17 protein-coding genes and 1 pseudogene are annotated in these 21,833 nt (G+C 69.3%); 11 read left to right on the plus strand and 7 right to left on the minus strand.

Features of this window, described 5'->3' with window-relative positions:
* The first annotated feature begins 349 nt into the window (after positions 1 to 349).
* The 10 genes from ngcE (at position 350) to CP981_RS29635 (ending at position 13,634) form a co-directional block, all read left to right on the plus strand.
* Positions 350 to 1,789 (plus strand): N-acetylglucosamine/diacetylchitobiose ABC transporter substrate-binding protein, encoded by a 1,440-nt coding sequence (gene ngcE / locus CP981_RS29590; RefSeq protein ID WP_085927706.1) that lies wholly within the window; start codon positions 350 to 352, stop codon positions 1,787 to 1,789.
* Positions 1,790 to 1,850: 61 nt separating this feature from the next.
* Positions 1,851 to 2,774, plus strand: a complete 924-nt coding sequence (locus CP981_RS29595) for a carbohydrate ABC transporter permease (RefSeq protein WP_085927705.1) — start codon at positions 1,851 to 1,853, stop codon at positions 2,772 to 2,774.
* Entirely contained in the window at positions 2,774 to 3,733 is a 960-nt protein-coding gene (locus tag CP981_RS29600; protein ID WP_107429593.1) for a carbohydrate ABC transporter permease, read from the plus strand. The genes CP981_RS29595 and CP981_RS29600 overlap by 1 nt, the downstream gene beginning before the upstream one ends.
* 327 nt (positions 3,734 to 4,060) lie before the next feature.
* Positions 4,061 to 5,260, plus strand: coding sequence for an ROK family transcriptional regulator (locus CP981_RS29605; protein ID WP_085927704.1), 1,200 nt, complete (start codon positions 4,061 to 4,063; stop codon positions 5,258 to 5,260).
* 139 nt (positions 5,261 to 5,399) lie between these two features.
* Positions 5,400 to 6,494, plus strand: a complete 1,095-nt coding sequence (locus CP981_RS29610) for a substrate-binding domain-containing protein (protein ID WP_229893912.1) — start codon at positions 5,400 to 5,402, stop codon at positions 6,492 to 6,494.
* A 355-nt stretch (positions 6,495 to 6,849) separates the two neighbouring features.
* Complete coding sequence (locus CP981_RS29615; RefSeq protein ID WP_078886026.1) at positions 6,850 to 7,650, plus strand: ATP-binding cassette domain-containing protein; 801 nt, start codon at positions 6,850 to 6,852, stop codon at positions 7,648 to 7,650.
* Complete coding sequence (locus tag CP981_RS29620; RefSeq protein WP_085927702.1) at positions 7,647 to 9,029, plus strand: sugar ABC transporter permease; 1,383 nt, start codon at positions 7,647 to 7,649, stop codon at positions 9,027 to 9,029. Before CP981_RS29615 ends, CP981_RS29620 begins: the two co-directional genes overlap by 4 nt.
* 280 nt (positions 9,030 to 9,309) lie before the next feature.
* Positions 9,310 to 11,301 carry a 1-deoxy-D-xylulose-5-phosphate synthase gene (gene dxs / locus CP981_RS29625; protein ID WP_208853089.1) on the plus strand — a complete coding sequence of 664 codons (1,992 nt, stop codon included), beginning with the start codon at positions 9,310 to 9,312 and terminating at the stop codon, positions 11,299 to 11,301.
* Positions 11,302 to 11,497: 196 nt separating this feature from the next.
* The gene (locus CP981_RS29630; protein ID WP_085927701.1) at positions 11,498 to 13,024 is read left to right on the plus strand and encodes an amino acid permease; all 1,527 of its coding nucleotides are present in this window, start codon (positions 11,498 to 11,500) and stop codon (positions 13,022 to 13,024) included.
* Between the two features lie 232 nt (positions 13,025 to 13,256).
* Positions 13,257 to 13,634, plus strand: a complete 378-nt coding sequence (locus tag CP981_RS29635; protein WP_085927700.1) for a nuclear transport factor 2 family protein — start codon at positions 13,257 to 13,259, stop codon at positions 13,632 to 13,634.
* Positions 13,635 to 13,810: 176 nt separating this feature from the next.
* Here the strand turns inward: CP981_RS29635 and CP981_RS29640 are convergent.
* The 4 genes and pseudogenes from CP981_RS29640 to CP981_RS29655 form a co-directional block, all read right to left on the minus strand.
* A pseudogene (locus tag CP981_RS29640) lies at positions 13,811 to 13,915 on the minus strand (helix-turn-helix domain-containing protein); the annotation flags it as partial.
* Between the two features lie 15 nt (positions 13,916 to 13,930).
* Positions 13,931 to 14,329, minus strand: coding sequence for an NYN domain-containing protein (locus CP981_RS29645; RefSeq protein ID WP_085927699.1), 399 nt, complete (start codon positions 14,327 to 14,329; stop codon positions 13,931 to 13,933).
* Positions 14,330 to 14,431: 102 nt separating this feature from the next.
* Entirely contained in the window at positions 14,432 to 16,567 is a 2,136-nt protein-coding gene (locus CP981_RS29650; protein ID WP_085927698.1) for a 3-hydroxyacyl-CoA dehydrogenase NAD-binding domain-containing protein, read from the minus strand.
* Positions 16,564 to 17,790 carry a thiolase family protein gene (locus tag CP981_RS29655; protein WP_085927697.1) on the minus strand — a complete coding sequence of 409 codons (1,227 nt, stop codon included), beginning with the start codon at positions 17,788 to 17,790 and terminating at the stop codon, positions 16,564 to 16,566. The genes CP981_RS29650 and CP981_RS29655 overlap by 4 nt, the downstream gene beginning before the upstream one ends.
* 250 nt (positions 17,791 to 18,040) lie before the next feature.
* Here CP981_RS29655 and CP981_RS29660 point away from each other — a divergent pair, with 250 nt between their 5' ends.
* A complete protein-coding gene (locus CP981_RS29660) occupies positions 18,041 to 18,721 on the plus strand; it encodes a PepSY domain-containing protein (RefSeq protein WP_244329837.1) in 681 nt (226 codons plus the stop codon).
* 54 nt (positions 18,722 to 18,775) lie between these two features.
* Here the strand turns inward: CP981_RS29660 and CP981_RS29665 are convergent, their stop codons facing one another.
* From CP981_RS29665 to CP981_RS29675, 3 genes are all read right to left on the minus strand, one after another.
* Positions 18,776 to 20,050 carry an HRDC domain-containing protein gene (locus CP981_RS29665; protein WP_085927695.1) on the minus strand — a complete coding sequence of 425 codons (1,275 nt, stop codon included), beginning with the start codon at positions 20,048 to 20,050 and terminating at the stop codon, positions 18,776 to 18,778.
* 77 nt (positions 20,051 to 20,127) lie between these two features.
* The gene (locus tag CP981_RS29670; RefSeq protein WP_018088879.1) at positions 20,128 to 20,790 is read right to left on the minus strand and encodes a response regulator transcription factor; all 663 of its coding nucleotides are present in this window, start codon (positions 20,788 to 20,790) and stop codon (positions 20,128 to 20,130) included.
* Positions 20,791 to 21,137: 347 nt separating this feature from the next.
* Positions 21,138 to 21,794, minus strand: coding sequence for a DUF3000 domain-containing protein (locus CP981_RS29675; RefSeq protein ID WP_085927694.1), 657 nt, complete (start codon positions 21,792 to 21,794; stop codon positions 21,138 to 21,140).
* Positions 21,795 to 21,833: the final 39 nt, after the last annotated feature.

Below are 21,833 nucleotides of genomic sequence, written 5' to 3' on the forward strand. Positions count from 1 at the left end.
GCCGCTGCGATCGGTGCGCCGGTCGTGCCGCCGGTCGTGCCGCCGGTCGGGCGGCGGGGGACGGCCGGGCGAATCCCCGCATACCGGGGAGGTCTCAACTAGGGAAAGACTGCCGTCCAACCCTGCATTCGATCTTGCCCCTGCGACCGGAAGTGGACTATACCTGTCGGCGTCCGACCGGCCGTACGACGAAGGCCGTGGATCCGGGGGGAAGGCGGGAACGCATGACTGCCCCGCATTTCTCTAGCACGCCCGGTGCACATCCCGTACAACTCAGCTTCATCTGACCCGCGGTGCCGGGGTGGCTCCGGTACACCGCCTGAGTCCTGAAGAAGGCGAGGACTTGAGCATGGGATCCACCTCAGCATTCAACCGTCGTGATCTGGTCAAGCGAGCCGCGGCCCTGGGGATCGTCGCCGTACCGGCCATGGGAGTGCTGTCGGCGTGCGCCGGCGGCGGCAGCGACAGCGATAACAAGGTCGAAAAGGGCAAGAAGTCCGCCAAGAATCCGCTCGCGGTCAATGAGACGGCCGGCCTCGATGTCGTCATCTTCGACGGCGGATTCGGTGACAAGTACGCCAAGGACGCGCAGAGCGAGTACCTCAAGGCCTTCCCGAAGGCCGATGGCAAGGTGAAGCTCTCGTCGACCCAGAAGATCCAGTCGACGCTTCAGCCGCGCTTCAACGGCGGAAATCCCCCAGACCTGGTCGACAACTCCGGTGCGGAACAAATGGACTTCGGCACGCTGGTCGCCAAGGACCAGCTGACCGACCTCTCGACGCTGCTGGACGCCCCGTCCGTCGATGACCCGAACAAGAAGGTGCGGGACACCCTGCGCCCCGGTGTCGTCGAAATGGGCCAGTTCGGCGGCAAGGAAACCTGGATCCTTTACTACGCGTACACGGTCTATGGCGTCTGGTACTCCAAGGGCAATCTGAAGAAGCTGGACGCGGAGTACCCGGAAACCTGGGACGAGATGCTGGCCCTGTGCGCCAAGGCCAAGAAGAAGGGCGTCGCGGGCTGGACGTACCCGGGCAAGTACCCGTACTACCTTCCCTTCAGCCTCTATCCGTTCATCGCCAAGATCGGTGGTGCGGAGGTTCTGCGGAAGATCGACAATCTGGAGCCGAACGCCTGGAAGGACCCGGCGGTCAAGGCGGCCTTCGACGCCTACTACGAGCTCTACAAGAAGGGCTATGTCCTCAAGGGCTCGCCCGGCCTGGACCACCTCCAGTCGCAGAAGGCGTGGGCCGAGGGTAAGGCGCTGTTCATCCCGAACGGTTCCTGGGTGGAGAACGAGTCGGCCAAGCAGATCGCGCAGAACCCGCAGTTCGATCTCGCGGTCGGCGCCCCGTCCAGCCTGTCGGACTCCGACAAGATGCCCTACGGCACCATCTGGGCCTCCGGCGGCGAGCCGTACATCGTGCCGAGGAAGGCGCGTAACGCCGAGGGCGGTATGGAACTGCTGCGCATCATGCTCAGCAAGAAGTCCGCGCAGAATTTCATCCGGCAGGTCTCCTCGCTCACCTCGCTCAACGGCGGCACCGAGGGGCTGAAGCTCCCGCCGGGCCTGGCATCGGCGCAGGTGGCGCTGGAGAAGGCCGGGCAGAACATCGTCAATCCGCGGTTGCAGGACTGGTATGTGGCGCTCCAGAAGGAGCGGATCGGCGTCGGTGCGCTGGGCGAGATGATGGCCGGCCGGCTGACTCCCGACGAGGCCATCAAGAAGATCCAGAAGTATGCGGACGACACCCGCGACGATTCCAGCGTGAAGAAGTACAAGCGCTGACCGCGACGTTCGATGCGGTACCGGCGGCGGCCCGCGCAGGCAGAGAACGGGATCGGTAGTCATGAAACACGGTAAGTACCGTTTCATCGCGGGATTCTTGGTCCTCCCGCTGGCGATTTACGCGATCTTCGTGATCTCGCCCTTTGTGCAGGCCATCTACTACTCCTTGACGGACTGGACCGGACTGAGTCCGGACATGAAGATGGTCGGCTTCGACAACTATGCGCGGCTCTTCCAGGACGAGGTCTTCTGGTCCGCCGTGGGCAACAGCGTGACGTTGTTGCTGCTTCTGCCGGTGGTGACGCTCTCGCTCGGGCTCTTCTTCGCTTTCATGCTCAACGTCGGTGGCCGCCGCCGGAAGAAGGCGGTCATCGGCGGGGTGCGCGGCTCGGGCGCCTATAAGATCCTCTACTTCTTCCCGCAGGTGCTGTCGGTCCCGATCGTCGCGCTGCTGTTCCAGTTCGCCTACAACCCGGAGAGCGGCGCGCTCAACGCCTTCTTCGACGCGATCGGGCTCGACGGTGTGCAGCCGGACTGGCTGGGGGATCCGCAGATCGCGCTGTGGTGTGTGATGGCGGCGATGGTGTGGGCCAATGTCGGCTTCTATGTCGTGCTCTTCTCCGCCGGTATGAGCTCCATTCCGAAGGATTTCTACGAGGCCGCGCTGCTGGACGGTGCGAACCGCTTCAACACCTTCTTCCGGATCACCCTGCCGCTGCTGTGGGACACCGTTCAGACCGGCTGGATCTATATGGGCATTCTCGCCCTGGACGTATCGGCCTTCGCCTTCGTGCAGATCATGAGCGTCGGTCCGGGCGGCCCCGACTATTCGACCGAGGTCCTCCCGCTGTACGTGTACCAGAAGACCTTCCGGGACGGTCAGGCCGGATATGCGACCGCGATCGGGGTTTCCCTGCTGATCGTGACCCTCGTCTTCTCGGCCGTCGTCATGCGGCTGGGCCGGCGCGAGCGACTGGAGTTCTGATGAGTGCGCAGACCGACCCCGCGGACCTCCCGGGGGTGACGAAGGAGCACACACCGGCTCCGGACGCGGCGCGGCTGCCCGGCCCGCGCGGCGGCCAGGCGCACAAGGACGGCCACGGTGGCGGAAGCAGTGAGGGCAAGGTCCTCAATGTCTTCTCGCACGGAGTCCTGGTGATCTGGGGCCTGTTGGTCACCATGCCGCTGCTGTGGGCGGTGGTGAGCTCCTTCAAGGACGACAGCGAGATCTTCGGCTCACCCTGGGGGCTGCCGTCGGTCCTGCACTTCGAGAACTGGTCGCGCGCCTGGGACAAGGCGAACATGGGCCAGTACTTCCTCAACTCGCTGATCGTCGTGGGCGGTTCGCTGATCGGCACGATGCTGCTGGGTTCGATGGCGGCGTATGTCCTGGCCCGCTTCGACTTCCCCGGCAACCGCTTTCTGTACTTCCTGTTCGTGGGAGGGATGGGCTTCCCGGTCATCCTGGCGCTGGTCCCGCTGTTCTTCGTCATGAAGAACATGGCGCTGCTGGACACGTACCACGGGCTGATCCTGGTCTATATCGCCTACTCGCTGCCGTTCACGGTCTTCTTCCTCAGCGGGTTCTTCAGAACGCTGCCCACGTCGGTGGCCGAGGCGGCGCTCATCGACGGCGCCTCGCACACCCGCACCTTCTTCCAGGTGATGCTGCCGATGGCCAAGCCCGGCCTGATCAGCGTCGGCATCTTCAACTTCCTCGGCCAGTGGAATCAGTATCTGCTGCCGACGGTGCTCAACGTCGGTGAGCCGGACAAGAAGATGCTGACGCAGGGTCTGGTGGCCCTGGCGGTGAGTCAGGGCTACAAGGGGGACTGGTCCGGTCTGTTCGCCGGGCTGACGATCGCGATGCTGCCGGTGCTCGCCGCGTACATCATCTTCCAGCGGCAGGTGGTGGCCGGTCTGACGGCCGGCGCACTGAAGTAGGGGGGGGCGGGCCGGGCGCCGCTTCAGAGGCAGGCGGTCCGGCGGTCCGGCGAAAGATTCGCGCCACCTTGGCGTGCCCTCCGGCACGCCTCCCGGGGCGGCTCCGCGGCGGCGGGGCCGCCTTCATGGGTGCCCGGATCAGCCGCTTTCCGATCATGCCGGGCTCAACGCCTTGACGAGACTTCCCGGCTGGCGTTCTGCTTAGAGTTCACATGTTGAATCGATGGCCGCCCCCCGAAGACGTGGGTGCGGTCGGCGGGCGGTCGTCGTGCCTCCCCAGCTGCCGCTGGGAGGCGCCCCCGGCCCCAGACGGGAGTGGATGAGTCGATGGAGACTCCAGGGTCGCAGTCCTCACTGCACCGGGCCAATCTGGAGCGGGTCGTACGCGCGGTGCGTATGGCGGGCTCACTCACGCAGGCGGAGATCGCCCGGAGCACGGGGCTGTCCGCGGCCACCGTTTCCAACATCGTTCGCGAGTTGAAGGACGGCGGGACCGTCGAGGTGACGCCGACCTCGGCGGGCGGGCGGCGGGCGCGCAGTGTCTCGCTCTCCGGCGATGCGGGCATCGTCGTAGGGGTCGATTTCGGGCATTCCCATCTGCGGGTGGCGGTCGGCAACCTCGCCCACCAGGTGCTCGCCGAGGAGGCCGAGCCGATCGATGTGGACGCCTCCGCCGCCGAGGGCTTCGACCGGGCGGAACAGCTGGTCAACCGGCTGATCGCGGCCACCGGGATCGACGCCGGCAAGGTCGTCGGCGTCGGCCTCGGCGTGCCGGGGCCGATCGACGTCGAATCCGGGACGCTCGGCTCCACGGCGATCCTGCCGGGCTGGACGGGCACGAACCCCGGACAGGAACTCTCCGGGCGCCTCGGGGTGCCCGTCCACGTCGACAACGACGCCAACCTCGGCGCCCTGGGCGAGCTGGTGTGGGGCGGCGGCCGCGGGGCCGCCGACCTGGCGTACATCAAGGTCGCCAGCGGTGTCGGCGCCGGGCTGGTGATCAGCGGGCAGATCTACCGCGGGCCGGGCGGTACGGCGGGCGAGATCGGGCACATCACGCTGGACGAGGCCGGTCCGGTGTGCCGCTGCGGCAACCGCGGCTGCCTGGAGACCTTCACCGCGGCCCGGTACGTCCTCCCGCTGCTTCAGCCGAGCCACGGGCCCGATCTGACCATGGCGCGGGTGGTCCAGCTGGCCCGCGACGGCGACCCGGGCTGCCGCCGGGTCATCGCGGACGTAGGGCGCTATATCGGCAGTGGTGTGGCGAATCTGTGCAATCTGCTCAATCCCAGCCGAGTGGTGCTCGGCGGGGATCTTGCCGAGGCCGGTGAGCTGGTGCTCGCGCCGATCCGTGAGTCGGTGTCGCGGTACGCGATCCCCAGCGCGGCACGGCAGTTGGGGATCGTCCCCGGCACGCTCGGCGGCCGCGCGGAGGTGCTCGGCGCGCTGGCGCTGGTGCTGAGCGAGATGGGCGATTCGACCCTGCTCGACGGGGTGCAGCCGGCGGACGCACCTGCCCTGGCGTGAGCGCGCTGAGTTCACGCAGCTAACGCATGGCACCGTTGTCATCTCGTTAAGGATTTACTCCTTGACGGTCGGCTGGCGGCCGAGTTGACTTCCAGCCACCTCGGCCGCAACGACGCGGCCTCGTCAGGGAGGCACCCCCATGAATGTTTGGACGCGTCGCGTCGTCATAGGCACTGCCGCCGTCTCGATGGCGCTCTCCGTGGCCGCCTGCGGCAAGGCCGGTGACGGCGCCAAGTCGGGCGGCGGCGACAACAAGACCATCGGTCTGCTGCTTCCGGAGAACAAGACCACCCGCTACGAGACCTTCGACCGCCCGCTCATGGAGTCGAAGATCCACGCGCTGTGCAGCGACTGCAAGGTGCAGTACAACAACGCCTCGCAGGACACCGAGAACCAGAAGAAGCAGTTCGACGCGCTGATCACCCAGGGCGTGAAGGTGATCATCCTGGACCCCGTCGACTACAAGGCGACCAAGTCCTGGGTGAACCAGGCCGCCAAGAAGGGCGTGAAGGTCGTCGCCTACGACCGGCTGGCCGAGGGCAACATCTCCGCCTACGTGTCCTACGACAACGAGAAGATCGGCCGCCTCCAGGGCCAGGCGCTGGTCAAGGCGCTCGGCGACAAGGCCAAGGACAGCAATGTCGTCATGATCAACGGTTCGCCGACCGACCCGAACATGCCGTTCTTCAAGAAGGGCGCCCACAGCGTCCTCGACAAGCAGGTCAAGAAGGTCGCGTACGAGCAGGACATCCCCGACTGGTCGCCTGACGAGGCCAACAAGAAGATGAGCGCCGCCCTTGACTCGCTCGGCAAGGACGGCTTCCAGGGCGTCTACTCCGGCAACGACGGCATGGCCGGCGGCATCATCACCGCGCTCAAGCAGAAGGGCGTGGACGTCCCGGTCGGCGGCCAGGACGCCGAGCTCGCGGGTCTCCAGCGGATCCTCAAGGGTGACCAGGCCTTCACCATTTACAAGCAGATCAAGCCGCAGGCCGACTCCACGGCCGAGATCGCCGTCAAGCTGCTCAAGGGCGAGAAGATCGACTCCCTGACGGACACCAAGGTCGACAGCCTCAGCGGCGAGGTCAAGGACATCCCGGCCAAGCTGTACGACGCGCAGATCGTGACCAAGGACAACATCGCGTCCACGATCCTCAAGGACAAGGTCTACAAGGCGAGCCAGATCTGCACCGGCGACGCCAAGAAGGCCTGCGAGACGGCCGGCATCAAGTAAAAGGCCCCGGGCCCCGGCCCCGGGCCGTCCGGCGCCGACTCCCCGGCCCCGGTCCCACGGCCCTCGGCCCCGGCCCCGGGCCCCACGGCCCCAGGCTCCCGGTCAGACGGGGCCGCGCGGCACCGCCCGCGGCCCCGGACCGGCCGTATCCCCACCGGTCCGCACTCCGACCGGTCCCTACCCCGACCGGCCCGCACCCCACCGGTCCGTACCCCGACCGGCCCGCGAGACCGGCCCCTACCCCTACCGGCCCGTACCCGCGCCGCCCCGCCCCGGGCGCGGACGCCGGACCGTCCCCCGTAAGCCCCCCGCTCCACGCACCACCATCCCCGCCGTTGTGACGGCGGCGAAGGAGATGATTCACGTGTCCGCTACGCCTGTGCTGGCGTTGCGCGGAATCTCCAAGCGGTTCGGCGCCGTCCAGGCACTCACGGACGTCACCCTGGAGATCCACCCCGGTGAGGTGGTCGCCCTCGTCGGCGACAACGGCGCCGGCAAGTCCACCCTCGTCAAGACCATCTCGGGCGTTCACCCGGTCGACGACGGCGCCATCGAATGGCAGGGCGCGACGGTCCGCATCAACAAGCCGCACGACGCCCAGGAACTCGGCGTCGCCACCGTCTACCAGGACCTCGCGCTCTGCGACAACCTCGATGTCGTCGCCAACCTCTTCCTCGGCAACGAGACCCGCACCGTCGGCGTCCTCGACGAGATCGCCATGGAGAAGCGGGCCAAGGAGCTGCTGGACACCCTGTCCATCCGGATCCCCAGCGTCCGGATCCCGGTCGCGGCGCTCTCCGGTGGTCAGCGGCAGGTCGTCGCCATCGCCCGGGCACTGATCGGCGACCCGAAGGTCGTCATCCTGGACGAGCCCACCGCCGCGCTCGGTGTCGAGCAGACCGCGCAGGTCCTCGACCTCGTCGAGCGGCTGCGGGAGCGCGGTCTGGGCGTGATCCTCATCAGCCACAACATGGCCGATGTGCAGGCCGTCGCGGACCGGGTCGCGGTGCTGCGGCTGGGCCGCAACAACGGTGTCTTCGACGTCGAGGGCACCTCCCACGAAGAGATCATCGCCGCCATCACCGGCGCCTCGGACAACGCCGTGACCCGCCGCAAGGCGCGCACGGACCAGGTGAAGAAGGAGGTCGGGGCATGAGTGACCTGACCAAGGAGCCGGCGGCGACCGAGCCCGGGGCGGCGGAGGACGCGGAGACCACGGAGGCCCCCGCCACGGACGCCCCGGCTGCGGACACCCCGGAGACGGACGCCCCGGCCGCGGACACCCCGGCCGCGGACGCCGTCCAGGCGGCCGCCGTCGACCCCCGGCTGCTCGTCCGCGAGCAGGGCTTCGCCGGCTACCTCAACGACTTCAAGCGCCGGGTGCGCGGCGGTGAGCTGGGCTCGCTGCCGGTCATCATCGGCCTGTTCGTCATCGCGGTCGTCTTCCAGCTGAAGAACAGCAGCTTCCTGTCCGCGGACAGCCTCGCCAACATCGGCGTCTACACCTCGGGCCTCGGCATCATGGCCGTCGGCATCGTCTTCGTGCTGCTGCTCGGCGAGATCGACCTGTCCGTCGGCTCGGTGGCGGGCGTCGGCGCGGCCGTGTGGGCCGTACTCAGCGTCACCAACGGCGTCAATGACTGGGTCGCGGTGCTGATCGCCATCGCGACCGGTGTGGCGATCGGCGCCCTGCACGGGTTCTTTTTCGCCAAGATCGGAGTGCCGGCCTTCGTCGTCACCCTGGCCGGTTTCCTCGGCTGGAGCGGTCTCCAGATCTGGATGATGGGCAAGGAAGGTTCCATCAACACGCCGAGCGGCAGTGTCGTGGAGAACCTCACCGGCTACTACTTCGAGGACAAGGGCGCCGCCTACGGTCTCGCCCTGGTCGCGGTGCTCGCCTACGCCGGATCGCTGCTGCTGGACAGCAAGCGCCGCCGGGCCGCCGCGCTGCCGTCCCGGCCGCTCAGCGAGATCCTGCTGCGCACCGGCGTGGTCGCGGTGCTCGCCTTCGTCGTCGCCTATGTCCTGAACGAGCCGGCCGGCGCCCGCGGTCTGCCGCTGGCCCTGGTGCTGTTCCTCGCGGTCCTGGTCATCGCCGACTTCGTGGTGCGCCGTACCACCTATGGACGGCAGATCTTCGCGGTCGGCGGCAACGCCGAGGCGGCCCGCCGCGCCGGTATCAATGTCAACAAGATCCGGATCAGCGTCTTCGCGGTGTCCGGCATGCTGGCGGCCTTCGGCGGACTGTTCATCGCCAGCCTCTCCGGTGGCGCCACCAAGAACCTGGGCTCCGGCAACACCCTGATGAACGTCATCGCGGCGGCCGTCATCGGCGGCACCAGCCTCTTCGGCGGCCGCGGCAAGATCTGGTCCGCGCTGCTGGGCATGCTGGTCATCCAGTCGATCCAGCAGGGCCTGAACCTGCTCGGCATGGCCAGTGAGATCCAGTACATGATCACCGGCGCGGTGCTGCTCGCCGCCGTGGTGATCGACTCGGTCTCCCGCCGGACGCAGAAAACGGCCGGACGTACCTGACCGCGGTCCCCGTCCGACGGCACCGGCCCCCACCGGGCATCATCCGGTGGGGGCCGTTCCGCGCGCGGTGACGTATGCCGTGCGGTGCGCCGAAACCCGGGTTCACCCGAGTGACATACATCGCAAGGCCCGGGCGTCGGCGCGGCGGGCGCGACATTAGACTCATCTGATCGGCAAGCTCGATCCACGGCAGCAGGCAGCAAGCAGCAAGGAGGCAGGGGTGCAGGAGGTGCCGCGCAAGGCGAGTCCGGCCGGGGTGGTGGCGGGCGACGGGAGGGCGCTGCTTTCCCGTATCAAGGGACCGCGCGATCTGGACCGACTGAGCTCGGAGCAGCTCGAGCAGCTGGCGGGGGAGATCCGTACCTTCCTCGTCGATGAGGTGTCCAAGACTGGCGGACACCTCGGCCCCAACCTCGGCGTGGTCGAGCTGACCATCGCCCTGCACCGTGTCTTCGACTCCCCGAAGGACAAGGTCCTCTTCGACACCGGGCACCAGTCCTACGTCCACAAGCTGCTCACCGGCCGTCAGGACTTCTCCAAGCTCAAGGCGAAGGGCGGCCTGTCGGGCTACCCCTCCCGTGCCGAGTCCGAGCACGACGTCATCGAGAACAGCCACGCCTCCACGGTGCTGGGCTGGGCCGAGGGCATCGCGAAGGCCAACGAGGTACGCGGCTGCGACAACCGGGTCGCCGCGGTCATCGGTGACGGTGCGCTGACCGGCGGCATGGCCTGGGAGGCGCTGAACAACATCGCCGCCGCCAAGGACCGCCCGCTCGTCATCGTCGTCAACGACAACGAGCGCTCCTACGCCCCGACCATCGGCGGCCTCGCCAACCATCTGGCGACGCTGCGCACCACGGACGGCTACGAGCGCTTCCTGGCCCGCGGCAAGGACCTGCTGGAGCGCACGCCCGTCGTCGGCAAGCCGCTCTACGAGACCCTGCACGGCGCCAAGAAGGGCCTGAAGGACTTCATCGCCCCGCAGGGCATGTTCGAGGACCTGGGCCTGAAGTACGTCGGCCCGATCGACGGCCACGACATCGAGGCGCTGGAATCCGCCCTGACGCGCGCCAAGCGCTTCGGCGGCCCGGTCATCGTCCACTGCCTCACCGAGAAGGGCCGCGGCTACCAGCCCGCCCTCCAGGACGAGGCGGACCGCTTCCACGCCGTCGGCAAGATCCACCCCGACACCGGCCTGCCCATCTCCTCGGGCGGCAAGGACTGGACGTCCGTCTTCGGCGACGAGATGGTCGAACTCGGCAAGGAGCGCAAGGACATCGTCGCCATCACGGCGGCCATGCTCCAGCCCGTCGGCCTGGACAAGTTCGCCAAGGCCTTCCCCGACCGCGTCTACGACGTCGGCATCGCCGAGCAGCACGCGGCGGTCTCCGCCGCGGGCATGGCCACCGGCGGTCTGCACCCGGTCTTCGCCGTCTACGCCACCTTCCTCAACCGCGCCTTCGACCAGGTGCTGATGGATGTCGCGCTGCACAAGTGCGGCGTCACCTTCGTGCTGGACCGGGCCGGTGTCACCGGTACCGACGGCGCCTCGCACAACGGCATGTGGGACATGTCGATCCTTCAGGTCGTACCCGGCCTGCGGATCGCCGCACCGCGCGACGCCGACCAGGTCCGCGCCCAGCTGCGGGAGGCCGTCGAGGTCGATGACGCGCCCACCGTGGTGCGCTACTCCAAGGGCGCCGTAGGCCCCGCCGTGGAGGCCGTCGGACGGATCGGCGGCATGGACGTGCTGCGGGAGCCCGCCGAGGGCGTCACCCGGCCCGATGTCCTCCTGGTGTCCGTCGGCGCGCTCGCACCGATGTGCCTGGAGATCGCCGACCTGCTGGACAAGCAGGGCATCTCGACCACCGTCGTCGACCCCCGCTGGGTCAAGCCGGTCGACGCGGCGCTGCCGGGGCTGGCCGCCAAGCACCGGGTCGTGGTCACCGTCGAGGACAACGTCCGTTCCGGCGGCGTCGGTTCGGCCGTCTCCCAGGCGCTGCGCGACGCGGGTGTGGACGTGCCGCTGCGCGACTTCGGCATCCCCGAGCAGTTCCTCGACCACGCCTCCCGCAAGGAGGTCATGGCGGAGATCGGGCTCACCGCGCCGGACATCGCCCGCCAGGTCACCGGCCTGGTCTCGAAGATCGACGGACTGCCCCAGCCCGCTCTGCGGCCGACCGGGGAAGCCTCCGCCGACGACACCGCGGACGCCGCCGAGGGCGCCCGCGCCAAGGGTGCGGCCGAGCCGGCCGAGGCCACCCGCGACTGATTCCGCCGACGGCACGATGGGCCGGGCCGGTCATCCGTATGGATGTTCCGCCCGGCCCATCGGCATACGTACGGCCGCACCCCATCGGGTGAATCCCCTCCGTCCGGAGGCCCGCCGAAGCTGACTGTTTCCCGACATTGCGGAGACTCGGTCAGTTCAGGAGAGTTGCGAGGGTCGTCCAGGCGGAGGTTCGCCCATGAGCACACAGCACGGCACACCACACGATTCACGCCGCAATCGCGGTCTGTTCCGGACGAAGACTGTAGAACAGTCGATCCGGGATACCGAGGAGCCGGAGCACGCGCTCAAGAAGTCCCTGTCGGCGCTCGATCTGACCGTCTTCGGTGTCGGTGTCGTCATCGGCACCGGCATTTTCGTCCTCACCGGAAAAATCGCCAAGGAACAGGCCGGGCCCGCCGTCGCGCTGTCCTTCGTCGTCGCGGGCGTGGTCTGCGCGCTGGCGGCGCTGTGTTACGCGGAGTTCGCCTCCACCGTGCCGGTCGCCGGATCGGCCTACACCTTCTCGTACGCCTCACTGGGGGAGCTGCCCGCCTGGATCATCGGCTGGGACCTGATCCTGGAACTCGCCCTGGGCTGTGCGGTGGTCGCGGTCGGCTGGTCCGGCTATGTGCGCTCCCTGCTGGACTCCGCCGGGCTGCATCTGCCCGCCGCGCTGTCCGGTACCCATGAGGGGCGGTTCGGCTTCGATCTGCTCGCCTTCCTCCTCGTGCTGCTGCTGACCGCCATTCTGGTGTTCGGGATGAAGCTGTCCTCGCGGGTGACGGCGGTGGTCGTCGGGATCAAGGTCACCGTCGTCCTGCTGGTCATCGTCGCCGGTGCCTTCTTCATCAACGGCGCCAACTACACACCGTTCATCCCGCCCAGCGAGACCGGTGAAGCCAGCAGCGGACTGGGCGCCCCGCTCTCCCAGCTGATGTTCGGCCTCGCCCCGGCCACCTTCGGGACGATGGGCATCTTCGCCGCGGCGGCCGTGGTCTTCTTCGCCTTCATCGGCTTCGACATCGTGGCCACCGCCGCCGAGGAGACCCGCAATCCGCAGCGCGATGTGCCGCGCGGCATCCTCGGCTCACTGGCCATCTGCACGCTCCTCTACGTGGCCGTGTCGATCGTCGTGACCGGGATGCAGAAGTACAGCAAGCTCTCCACCGACGCCCCGCTCGCCGATGCCTTCAAGGACCTCGGACACCCCTTCTTCGCGGGCGTGATCAGCTTCGGTGCCGCCGTCGGCCTGACCTCCGTCAGCATGATTCTGCTGCTCGGCCAGAGCCGGGTGTTCTTCGCGATGAGCCGGGACGGGCTGCTGCCGCGGGCCTTCTCGCGGTCCCACCCGCGGTTCGGCACGCCCTACCGCTCGACCATCGCGCTGGGCGCCGTCGTCGCCGTCGTCGCAGGCTTCACCTCGATCGACGAACTCGCCGAACTGGTCAATATCGGCACCCTGTTCGCCTTCGTCGTGGTCGCCGTCGGCGTCATCCTGCTCCGCCGCTCCCGGCCCGATCTGCCCCGCTCCTTCCGCACCCCGCTGGTGCCGCTGGTGCCGGTGCTCTCGGTGGCCGCCTCGGTGTGGCTGATGCTCAATCTGCCCGCCGAGACCTGGGTCCGGTTCGCCATCTGGATGGTGCTCGGCTTCGTCATCTACTTCCTGTACGGGCGCTCACACAGCCGCCTCGGCCTCCGCAACCGCCAACCCGCCAAGGAGTGACGGCCGCACCCTCCTGGTCCCTCCGCCCGGCCCCGTATGCCGCGCCCGCCGTGGCCTACGGGGCCGGGCGGCCTCACCTGCCGGAGACGAGCTCGGCCGGGTGGTGCGGCGAGTGGGTGAGTCGAGCACCTTGACCTGGTTGGCCACCTAGTGCTGTGACCGGGATGGTTCACTGTGATCGGAAGGCGGCTCACGGGACGAGCGCCCGCGAAACGCCTGGTATTACTGGGGCATGCAGGAAGAGACCGCGCGCTCCGCAATCGACACGTTCATCTCCGCGTTCAACGCCTCGGACGACAGCTATGTGACTGCCCTGCTCTCCCAGGCCCTGACCTCAGACGTGGTCTTCTGGGGGCCATTGGGTCGCAGCGACGGGATCGAGGCGGTCGAGCGGTTTGTGCTGGACATCAGGCGCCACCCGGCAGGGACCGGTACGATGGTGCGCTGCTCAGCGGTAGACATGCCTGGCGAGTGGGCCCGGTACCAGTGGGTCTTCACCACGCCGGATGGAGGCCCCCGCCTGGCGGGAACGGACGTCGTCCATCTGCGGCGGAGCCTCATCGACCAGGTCATCGTCTTCGCGGGGGAGATCGAGCCGTCCGACTCCTAAGTCATCCTTCTCCGGCGCCGTCTTTCTCCTGAACTTGCCCCGTTCGGCGCTCCGGGGCTGCGGTTCGCGGTTGATCAGGCTGCGGTGTTGAGGGGGCGTCCGCCCCCCAGCAGCGGATGTCGGTGCCCTTGTCGGCGGACAGGTTGTCTGTGATCACGTAGATCGGTGCGCCGTCTGAGTAGGCGGGGACGGCCTCCCGCCCACCGAGGGTCCAGGCAGGCCAGGCCGATCTCGTTGAAGCGGTGGATCACATCCCGGACGGTGTCCTCGTCGGCCTGAAGGGAGTGTCGTTCGGATCAGGCCGGGCTCGCGCCGCGCCCCCGCCCCCACACCGCTCGTGGGCCCGTTACCCGGGCGCCCAGTGCCTGGACCCGGTCGCGTAGTTCGCGGTCGGCGGTGACCACCAGGCAGTCGCGGTCGGCGGCCTCGTCCGCGACCAGTTGCACGATCCGGTCGTCGCCGCTGCCGGTGGCCGCTACCACTCGGACACCCTCGACGGACTCCACGCCGCGCGCCGCGCCCTCGACCACCAGGACCAGCTCCAGGGGCGGCGGCACCAGCCCCGGCAGCCCTTCGGTCGCGTAGCCGGGCAGCGCGTCGCGCAGCCGCTCCGCCGCGCCGTGCCGGTCCCGCCACCAGCCGTCGGGCACCGAGCCGACGACATTCGCGGCATCGACAATGACCAAGGAATCCATGGCGCCACCCTCCCATGCCGGGCCGCCACCGGGCCCGGGCACAGGAAAGCGCGGGCCGGCTCCGCCGAGCCGGCCCGCGCCTTCGCTGTCAGCTGTGCACCCTTAGGCGGGCACGCTCGCGATGCCCGGGGCCAGGAACTTCTTGCCCCGCACCCGCTCGGAGACGCCCGCGCGGTCCAGGTACGGCGTGATGCCGCCCAGGTGGAAGGGCCAGCCGGCGCCGGTGATCAGGCACAGGTCGATGTCCTGCGCCTCGGCCACCACGCCCTCGTCCAGCATCAGGCTGATCTCCTGCGCGACGGCGTCCAGGACGCGGTCGCGGACCTGCTGCTCCGTCAGCACCGAGTCGCCCTGCTTGAGCAGCGCGGCGACCTCGGGGTCCAGCTCCGGCTTGCCGGAGTCGTAGACGTAGAAGCCGCGCTTGCCGGCCTCCACGACGGCCTTGAGGTTCGGGGAGACCGTGAAGCGGTCCGGGAAGGCGCGGTTGAGCGTCTCGGAGACGTGCAGACCGATCGCCGGGCCGACCAGCTCCAGCAGCACCAGCGGCGACATCGGCAGACCGAGCGGCTCGATGGCCTTCTCGGCGGTCTCGACCGGGGTGCCCTCGTCGATGACGTTCTGGATCTCGCCCATGAAGCGGGTCAGGATGCGGTTGACGACGAACGCCGGGGCGTCCTTCACCAGGACCGCGGTCTTCTTCAGCTTCTTGGCGACACCGAACGCCGTGGCCAGCGAGGCGTCATCGGTCTTCTCACCGCGGACGATCTCCAGCAGCGGCAGGATCGCGACCGGGTTGAAGAAGTGGAAGCCGACGACCCGCTCGGGGTGCTTCAGCTTCGACGCCATCTCGGTGACCGACAGCGAGGAGGTGTTGGTGGCGAGGATCGCGTGCGCCGGGGCGACGGCCTCCACCTCCGCGAACACCGTCTGCTTGACGCCGATCTCCTCGAAGACCGCCTCGATGATGAAGTCGGCGTCGGAGAAGCCCTCGGCCTTGTCCAGGACACCGGAGACCAGGGCCTTGAGGCGGTTGGCCTTGTCCTGGTTGATGCGGCCCTTGCCGAGCAGCTTGTCGATCTCGGCGTGGACGTAGCCCACACCCTTGTCGACGCGCTCCTGGTCGATGTCGGTCAGCACGACCGGCACCTCGAGGCGGCGCAGGAACAGCAGGGCCAGCTGCGAGGCCATCAGACCGGCGCCGACGACACCGACCTTGCTGACCGGGCGCGCCAGGTTCTTGTCCGGCGCACCGGCGGGACGCTTGGCGCGCTTCTGCACCAGGTTGAACGAGTAGATCCCGGCGCGGAGTTCGCCGCCCATGATCAGGTCCGCCAGGGCCTGGTCCTCGGCGTCGAAACCGGCCTGGAGGTCGCCGTCCTTGGCAGCCGCGATGATGTCCAGCGCGCGGTAGGCGGCCGGGGCGGCGCCGTGCACCTTGCCGTCGGCGATGAACTTGCCCTTGGCGACGGCCTGGTCCCAGCCCTCACCGCGGTCGATCTCGGGGCGCTCGACCGTCACCTCGCCCTTGAGGACGTTCGCGGTCCAGATCAGCGACTGCTCCAGGAAGTCCGCGCCCTCGAAGATCGCGTCCGCGATGCCGAGGTCGAAGACCTGCTGGCCCTTGAGCTGCTTGTTCTGGTTGAGCGAGTTCTCGATGATGACCGAGACGGCCTTGTCCGCGCCGATGAGGTTCGGCAGCAGCGCACAGCCGCCCCAGCCCGGGACGAGACCGAGGAAGACCTCGGGCAGCGAGAAGGCCGGGAGGGCCTTGGAGACGGTGCGGTAGGAGCAGTGCAGACCGACCTCGACGCCACCGCCCATCGCGGCACCGTTGTAGTACGCGAAGGTCGGCACGGCCAGCTTCGACAGCCGCTTGAAGACCTCGTGGCCGCCCTTGCCGATGGCCAGCGCGTCCTCGTGCTTCTTCAGCAGCTCGACGCCCTTGAGGTCGGCGCCGACGGCGAAGATGAACGGCTTGCCGGTGACGCCGACGCCGACGATGTCGCCGTCCGCGGCCTCCTTCTCGACCTGGTCGATCGCGGCGTTGAGGTTCGCCAGCGAGCCCGGACCGAAGGTGGTCGGCTTGGTGTGGTCGAAGCCGTTGTCGAGCGTGATCAGCGCGAACTTGCCCGCGCCGTAGGGGAGATCGAGGTGGCGTACGTGCGCCGACGTCACGACCTCGTCGGGGAACAGCTCGGCCGCGCCCTTGAGGAGCTCGGCGGTGGTGGTGGTGCTCACTTGTCGCCTCCGGCGTCCTTGTGGTGCGGGTTCTCCCAGATGACCGTCGCGCCCATGCCGAAGCCGACGCACATGGTGGTCAGGCCGTAGCGGACCTCCGGCTGCTCCTCGAACTGGCGGGCCAGCTGCGTCATCAGCCGCACACCGGAGGAGGCCAGCGGGTGGCCGAAGGCGATGGCGCCGCCGTACTGGTTGACGCGCGCGTCGTCGTCGGCGATGCCGTAGTGGTCGAGGAAGGCGAGCACCTGCACGGCGAACGCCTCGTTGATCTCGAAGAGGTTGATGTCCTCGATGCCCAGGCCCGCCTTCGCGAGCGCCTTCTCGGTGGCCGGGATCGGGCCGTAGCCCATGACCTCGGGCTCGACACCGACGAAGGCGTAGGAGACCAGGCGCATCTTGACCGGGAGGTTGTGCTCCCGGGCGAAGTCCTCGGAGGCGATGACCGAGGCGGTGGCGCCGTCGTTGAGACCGGCGGCGTTACCCGCGGTGACGCGGCCGTGCGTACGGAACGGCGTCTTCAGGCCCGCGAGGTTCTCCAGGGTCGTCCCCGGACGCATCGGCTCGTCGGCGGTGACCAGGCCCCAGCCCGTCTCGCCGACCTCCGCGTTGGTGTTGCGCACCGAGATCGGGACCAGGTCCTGCTGGATCTTCCCGTTCGCGTACGCCTTCGCCGCCTTCTCCTGCGAGCGCACGGCGTACTCGTCGGCGCGCTGCTTGGTGATGTGCGGATAGCGGTCGTGGAGGTTCTCCGCCGTCATGCCCATGAACAGGGCCGACTGGTCGACGAGCTTCTCGCTCACGAACCGCGGGTTCGGGTCGACGCCCTCACCCATGGGGTGGCGGCCCATGTGCTCGACACCACCGGCGATGACGGCGTCGTACGCACCGAAGGCGATGGAGCCGGCGGTCGCCGTGACGGCGGTCAGCGCGCCGGCGCACATGCGGTCGATGGAGTAGCCGGGCACGGACTGCGGGAGGCCCGCCAGGATGCCGGCCGTGCGGCCGATGGTCAGACCCTGGTCACCGATCTGGGTGGTCGCGGCGATGGCGACCTCGTCGATCTTCGCGGGGTCCAGGGCCGGGTTGCGGCGCAGCAGCTCCCGGATGGCCTTCACGACGAGATCGTCGGCGCGGGTCTCGTGGTAGATGCCCTTCGGGCCCGCCTTGCCGAACGGGGTGCGGACGCCGTCGACGAAGACGACGTCCCTAGCGGTACGAGGCACGTTGGCTCTCCTCCAGGTGCGGGATGGCACTGCTGCTGCGGGGCGCCCCGCGGGGCGCTTCACACCGACATGCTACTTACGGGTAACCAAGCTGCACACCCCCACCGCCCGGAGCGTTGAAGGTCACACCCGACGGACGCCCCGGCTGCCGGGCGGCCGCGCCGCAACCGGCGGAAACCGGTGATCGAAATGGGCTGAATGCTGTCGAGTCTTGGGGCAATTCACCCCATCACACACCTAAAGTGCCCATATGGATATGAAGAGGAGTGGTGTCGTGATCCGGCGCGGGCGTCCGGCGGGCCCGCGCACGATCGGACTGGTCTGTGCCGTCGCCGCCGCGGGCGCGCTGCTGTCGGGCTGCGGCAGCAGCGGCAGCGACACGGCAAGTCCCCAGAAGAGCGCGGCCCCCTCGCGGGCGGTGCCCGCCACCGCCGCCTCGCTCAACGCGGACCAGGCCCAGCGCAAGGCCCTGGTTCCCACGGCCAAGGTGGACTACGGGCAGGCGCTGAAGGCCGCGATCGCGGCCGTCCCGTCCTCGGAGGCGATCGCCGCGGAGCTCAAGGGGACGCCCAGCAGCCCCTATTGGGACACCGTGGTGGCGACGACCGACGGGACGGCATACGCGGTGCGCGTCGACGCGGTCTCCGGCAAGGCTCAGAAGCCGCAACCCCAGTCGGACGACCCCGACGACAAACAGGAGCTGGCCGCCCGGCTGGGCAAGGCCACCGTCACGGCCCAGCAGGCCGCGCAGACGGCCACCGAGAAGACGAAGGGCACCGTCACCACCATCGAGCTCGGCGACGCCGACCACGGCAACGACACCGTGGCGTGGACGGTGGGCGTGGTGACCACCGACGACTGGAACGAGACCACGTACGAGATCGACGCGACCAACCGCAAGGTCCTGTGGATGCACGTCGATCAGGACTGAGCGACCGTCCCCACCTGCCCCGGGCCGAGTGCTTCGCCGCCCGGGGCAGCCGCGTCAGCCGGCGTCCGTCAGCAGTGCCTCGGTGAGGATCGGCGCGACCTGCTCGATCTGCCAGGCGCGCGCGCCGTGGCCGGACAGCACCTCGGCGACCGCTTCCCGGGTCGGCTCGGCCGGCGGCTCCCAGCACAGCCGGCGCACCGTGTCCGGTGTGATCAAGTTCTCCTGCGGGAGATTCAGCTCCTCGGCGAGCGCGGTGACCGCCGCACGGGCGGCCGACAGCCGGGCCGCGGCGACCGGGTCCTTGTCGGCCCACGCGCGGGGCGGCGGCGGGCCGTTGAGCGGCTGGCCGGGCTGCGGCAGCTCGCTCTCGGGCAGCGCCCGGGCGCGGTCCACGGCGGCCTGCCACTGCTCCAGCTGCCGGCGGCCCATGCGGTGTCCGAAGCCGGGCAGCCCCGCGAGCGCGTGACTGTTCGGCGGCAGGCTCAGCGCCGCCTCCACGATCGCGGCGTCCCCGAGCACCTTCCCGGGCGAGACGTCGCGCCGCTGGGCGACCTGGTCACGGGCCGTCCACAGCTCCCGTACGACCGCCATCTGGCGGCGCCGGCGGACCTTGTGCATGCCGGACGTACGGCGCCAGGGATCCTTGCGGGGCGGCGGCGGGGGAGCGGCGGCGATCGCCGCGAACTCCTGCCGGGCCCACTCCAGCTTCCCCTGCTGCGTCAGCTCCTCCTCCAGCGCGTCCCGCAGATCCACCAGCAGCTCGACATCGAGCGCGGCATAGCGCAGCCAGGGCTCGGGCAGCGGCCGGGTGGACCAGTCGACGGCGGAGTGGCCCTTCTCCAGGGCGAAGCCGAGGACGTTCTCGACCATGGCGCCCAGGCCGACCCGGGCGAAGCCGGCCAGCCGTCCGGCCAGCTCGGTGTCGAACAGCCGGGTGGGAACCATCCCTATGTCACGCAGACACGGCAGGTCCTGGGTGGCGGCGTGCAGCACCCACTCGGCGTCGCCGATCGCCTCCCCCAGCGCCGACAGGTCGGGGCAGCCGACCGGGTCGACCAGCACACTGCCGGCGCCCTGGCGGCGCAGCTGTACGAGGTAGGCGCGCTGGCCGTAGCGGTAGCCGGAGGCCCGCTCGGCGTCGACGGCCACCGGGCCCGTACCGGCCGCGAAGGCGGCCACGACCTCGGCGAGTGCCTCGTCCGTGGCGGTCACCGGGGGGATGCCCTCGCGGGGCTCCAGGAGAGGGACCGGCGCCGGTCGGGGGTCCGGAGGCGAGTCTCCGGTTGCTCGCAGTGTCGTGTCTGCTGCGGTCTTTTGGGCGTCGGTCACCAGTCAAGGGTATCTGTGTATGCACGTCGCCCGTCGAGGGAACGTTCCCTCGACGGGCGAGCCGGTCGTGTGGACGGTCAGTGAATGATGCCGGTACGCAAGGCGACGGCCACCATTCCGGCCCGGTCGCCGGTGCCGAGCTTGCGGGCAATACGGGCGAGATGGCTCTTGACGGTCAGCGCCGACAGCCCCATCGAAACGCCGATGGCCTTGTTGGACTGGCCCTCCGCCACCAGCCGCAACACCTCGACCTCACGCCCCGACAGCTCCCGGTAGCCGCCCGGGTGGCCGGGGGCGCCCGGGGGACGGCGCTGCATACGGGCCGCGTTGGCGCCGATCGGCGAGGCGCCGGGGCGTCCGGGGAGGCCCAGGTTGGTACGGGTGCCGGTGACGACATAGCCCTTGACGCCGCCGGCCAGGGCGTTGCGTACGGCCCCGATGTCGTCGGCCGCGGACAGCGCGAGGCCGTTGGGCCACCCCGCCGCCCGGGTCTCGGACAGCAGCGTGAGGCCGGAGCCGTCGGGCAGGTGGACGTCGGCAACGCAGATGTCGCGCGGATTGCCGACGCGGGGACGAGCCTCCGCGATCGACGACGCCTCGATCACGTCGCGCACTCCGAGAGCCCACAGGTGGCGGGTGACGGTGGAGCGCACGCGAGGGTCGGCCACGACGACCATGGCCGTCGGCTTGTTCGGGCGGTAGGCGACCAGGCTCGAAGGTTGCTCGAGAAGAACAGACACCGGGCCTCCTGGGGGGAGTGGCGGGGGACGGACGCCCGGCTTGGGGGAGCCGGAATGATCCGTGTTTGAAGGGTCACTGACCTCTTCGGCAGCAATCCGGCGGGACTTTAGACTTTGATCACGATTTAGTTAGGGGCAATTCGGGCAAATCGGATGCATGATCGATCAGGGTGAGCACCCGGTGCGCACCGAGATGATCAAAGCCGTACGCGATGCCGCCCGGACGTCATCACCGGGCCTCGTCACCGGAACTCGCCAGGGGGAGGCGGCGGGGCGGGCGGGCGCCGGAACGAGAACCGGGCCGGCGGTGTGCGAACACCGCCGGCCCGGTCCGGGGAGCGTGGAATTCAGCGGGGCTGGGCGCCGCGGCGCTGCGGCAGCGGGACGATCCCGCCGCGCGTCGTCATATCGAGCGGGGCCGGCGGCAGGCCCGCGACCTGGCACAGCAGATCGCACCACGCCGACAGATGCGCCGCCAGATCCGGCACCCCGCCGGGACCCTCGGCCGGCGTCCAGGACGCCCGGATCTCGATCTGGGTCGCGGGCTCACGCGCCGCGAGCCCGCCGAAGTAGTACGAGCCGGCCCGGGTGACCGTCCCGCTCGGTGCGCCGTAGTGCACCCCGCGCGCGTCCAGCGCCCCCGTGAGCCACGACCAGGACACCTCCGGCAGCAGCGGATCAGCGCCCATCTCCGGCTCCAGCTCCGCCCGCGCCAGCGTCACCACCCGGAACGTGCCGTGCCAGGTCTCGTCCCCGGCCGGGTTGTGCAGCACCACCAGCCGGCCGTCCGCCAGATCCCGGTCCTCGCCGTCCGGACCCGCGCCGCGCTCGACGACCGCCGCCTCCAGCGCGTACGCGAACGGGGCGAGCCGTTTCGGTGCGGGTGTCGGATCGATCTCGATCTCCGGCCGCAGCCGTGCCGCGCGGAGCGCCTCGACCGCCTGACGGAAGGGGATCGGGGCCTCGTCCGCGCTGTCCGCGAGGTGTTCGTGAGCCGCAGCCATGCCCGGAAGATTAGGCGGAACCGGGCCCGCATACGGGGA

The organism is Streptomyces platensis (assembly GCF_008704855.1).
Taxonomy (GTDB): Bacteria; Actinomycetota; Actinomycetes; order Streptomycetales; family Streptomycetaceae; genus Streptomyces; species Streptomyces platensis.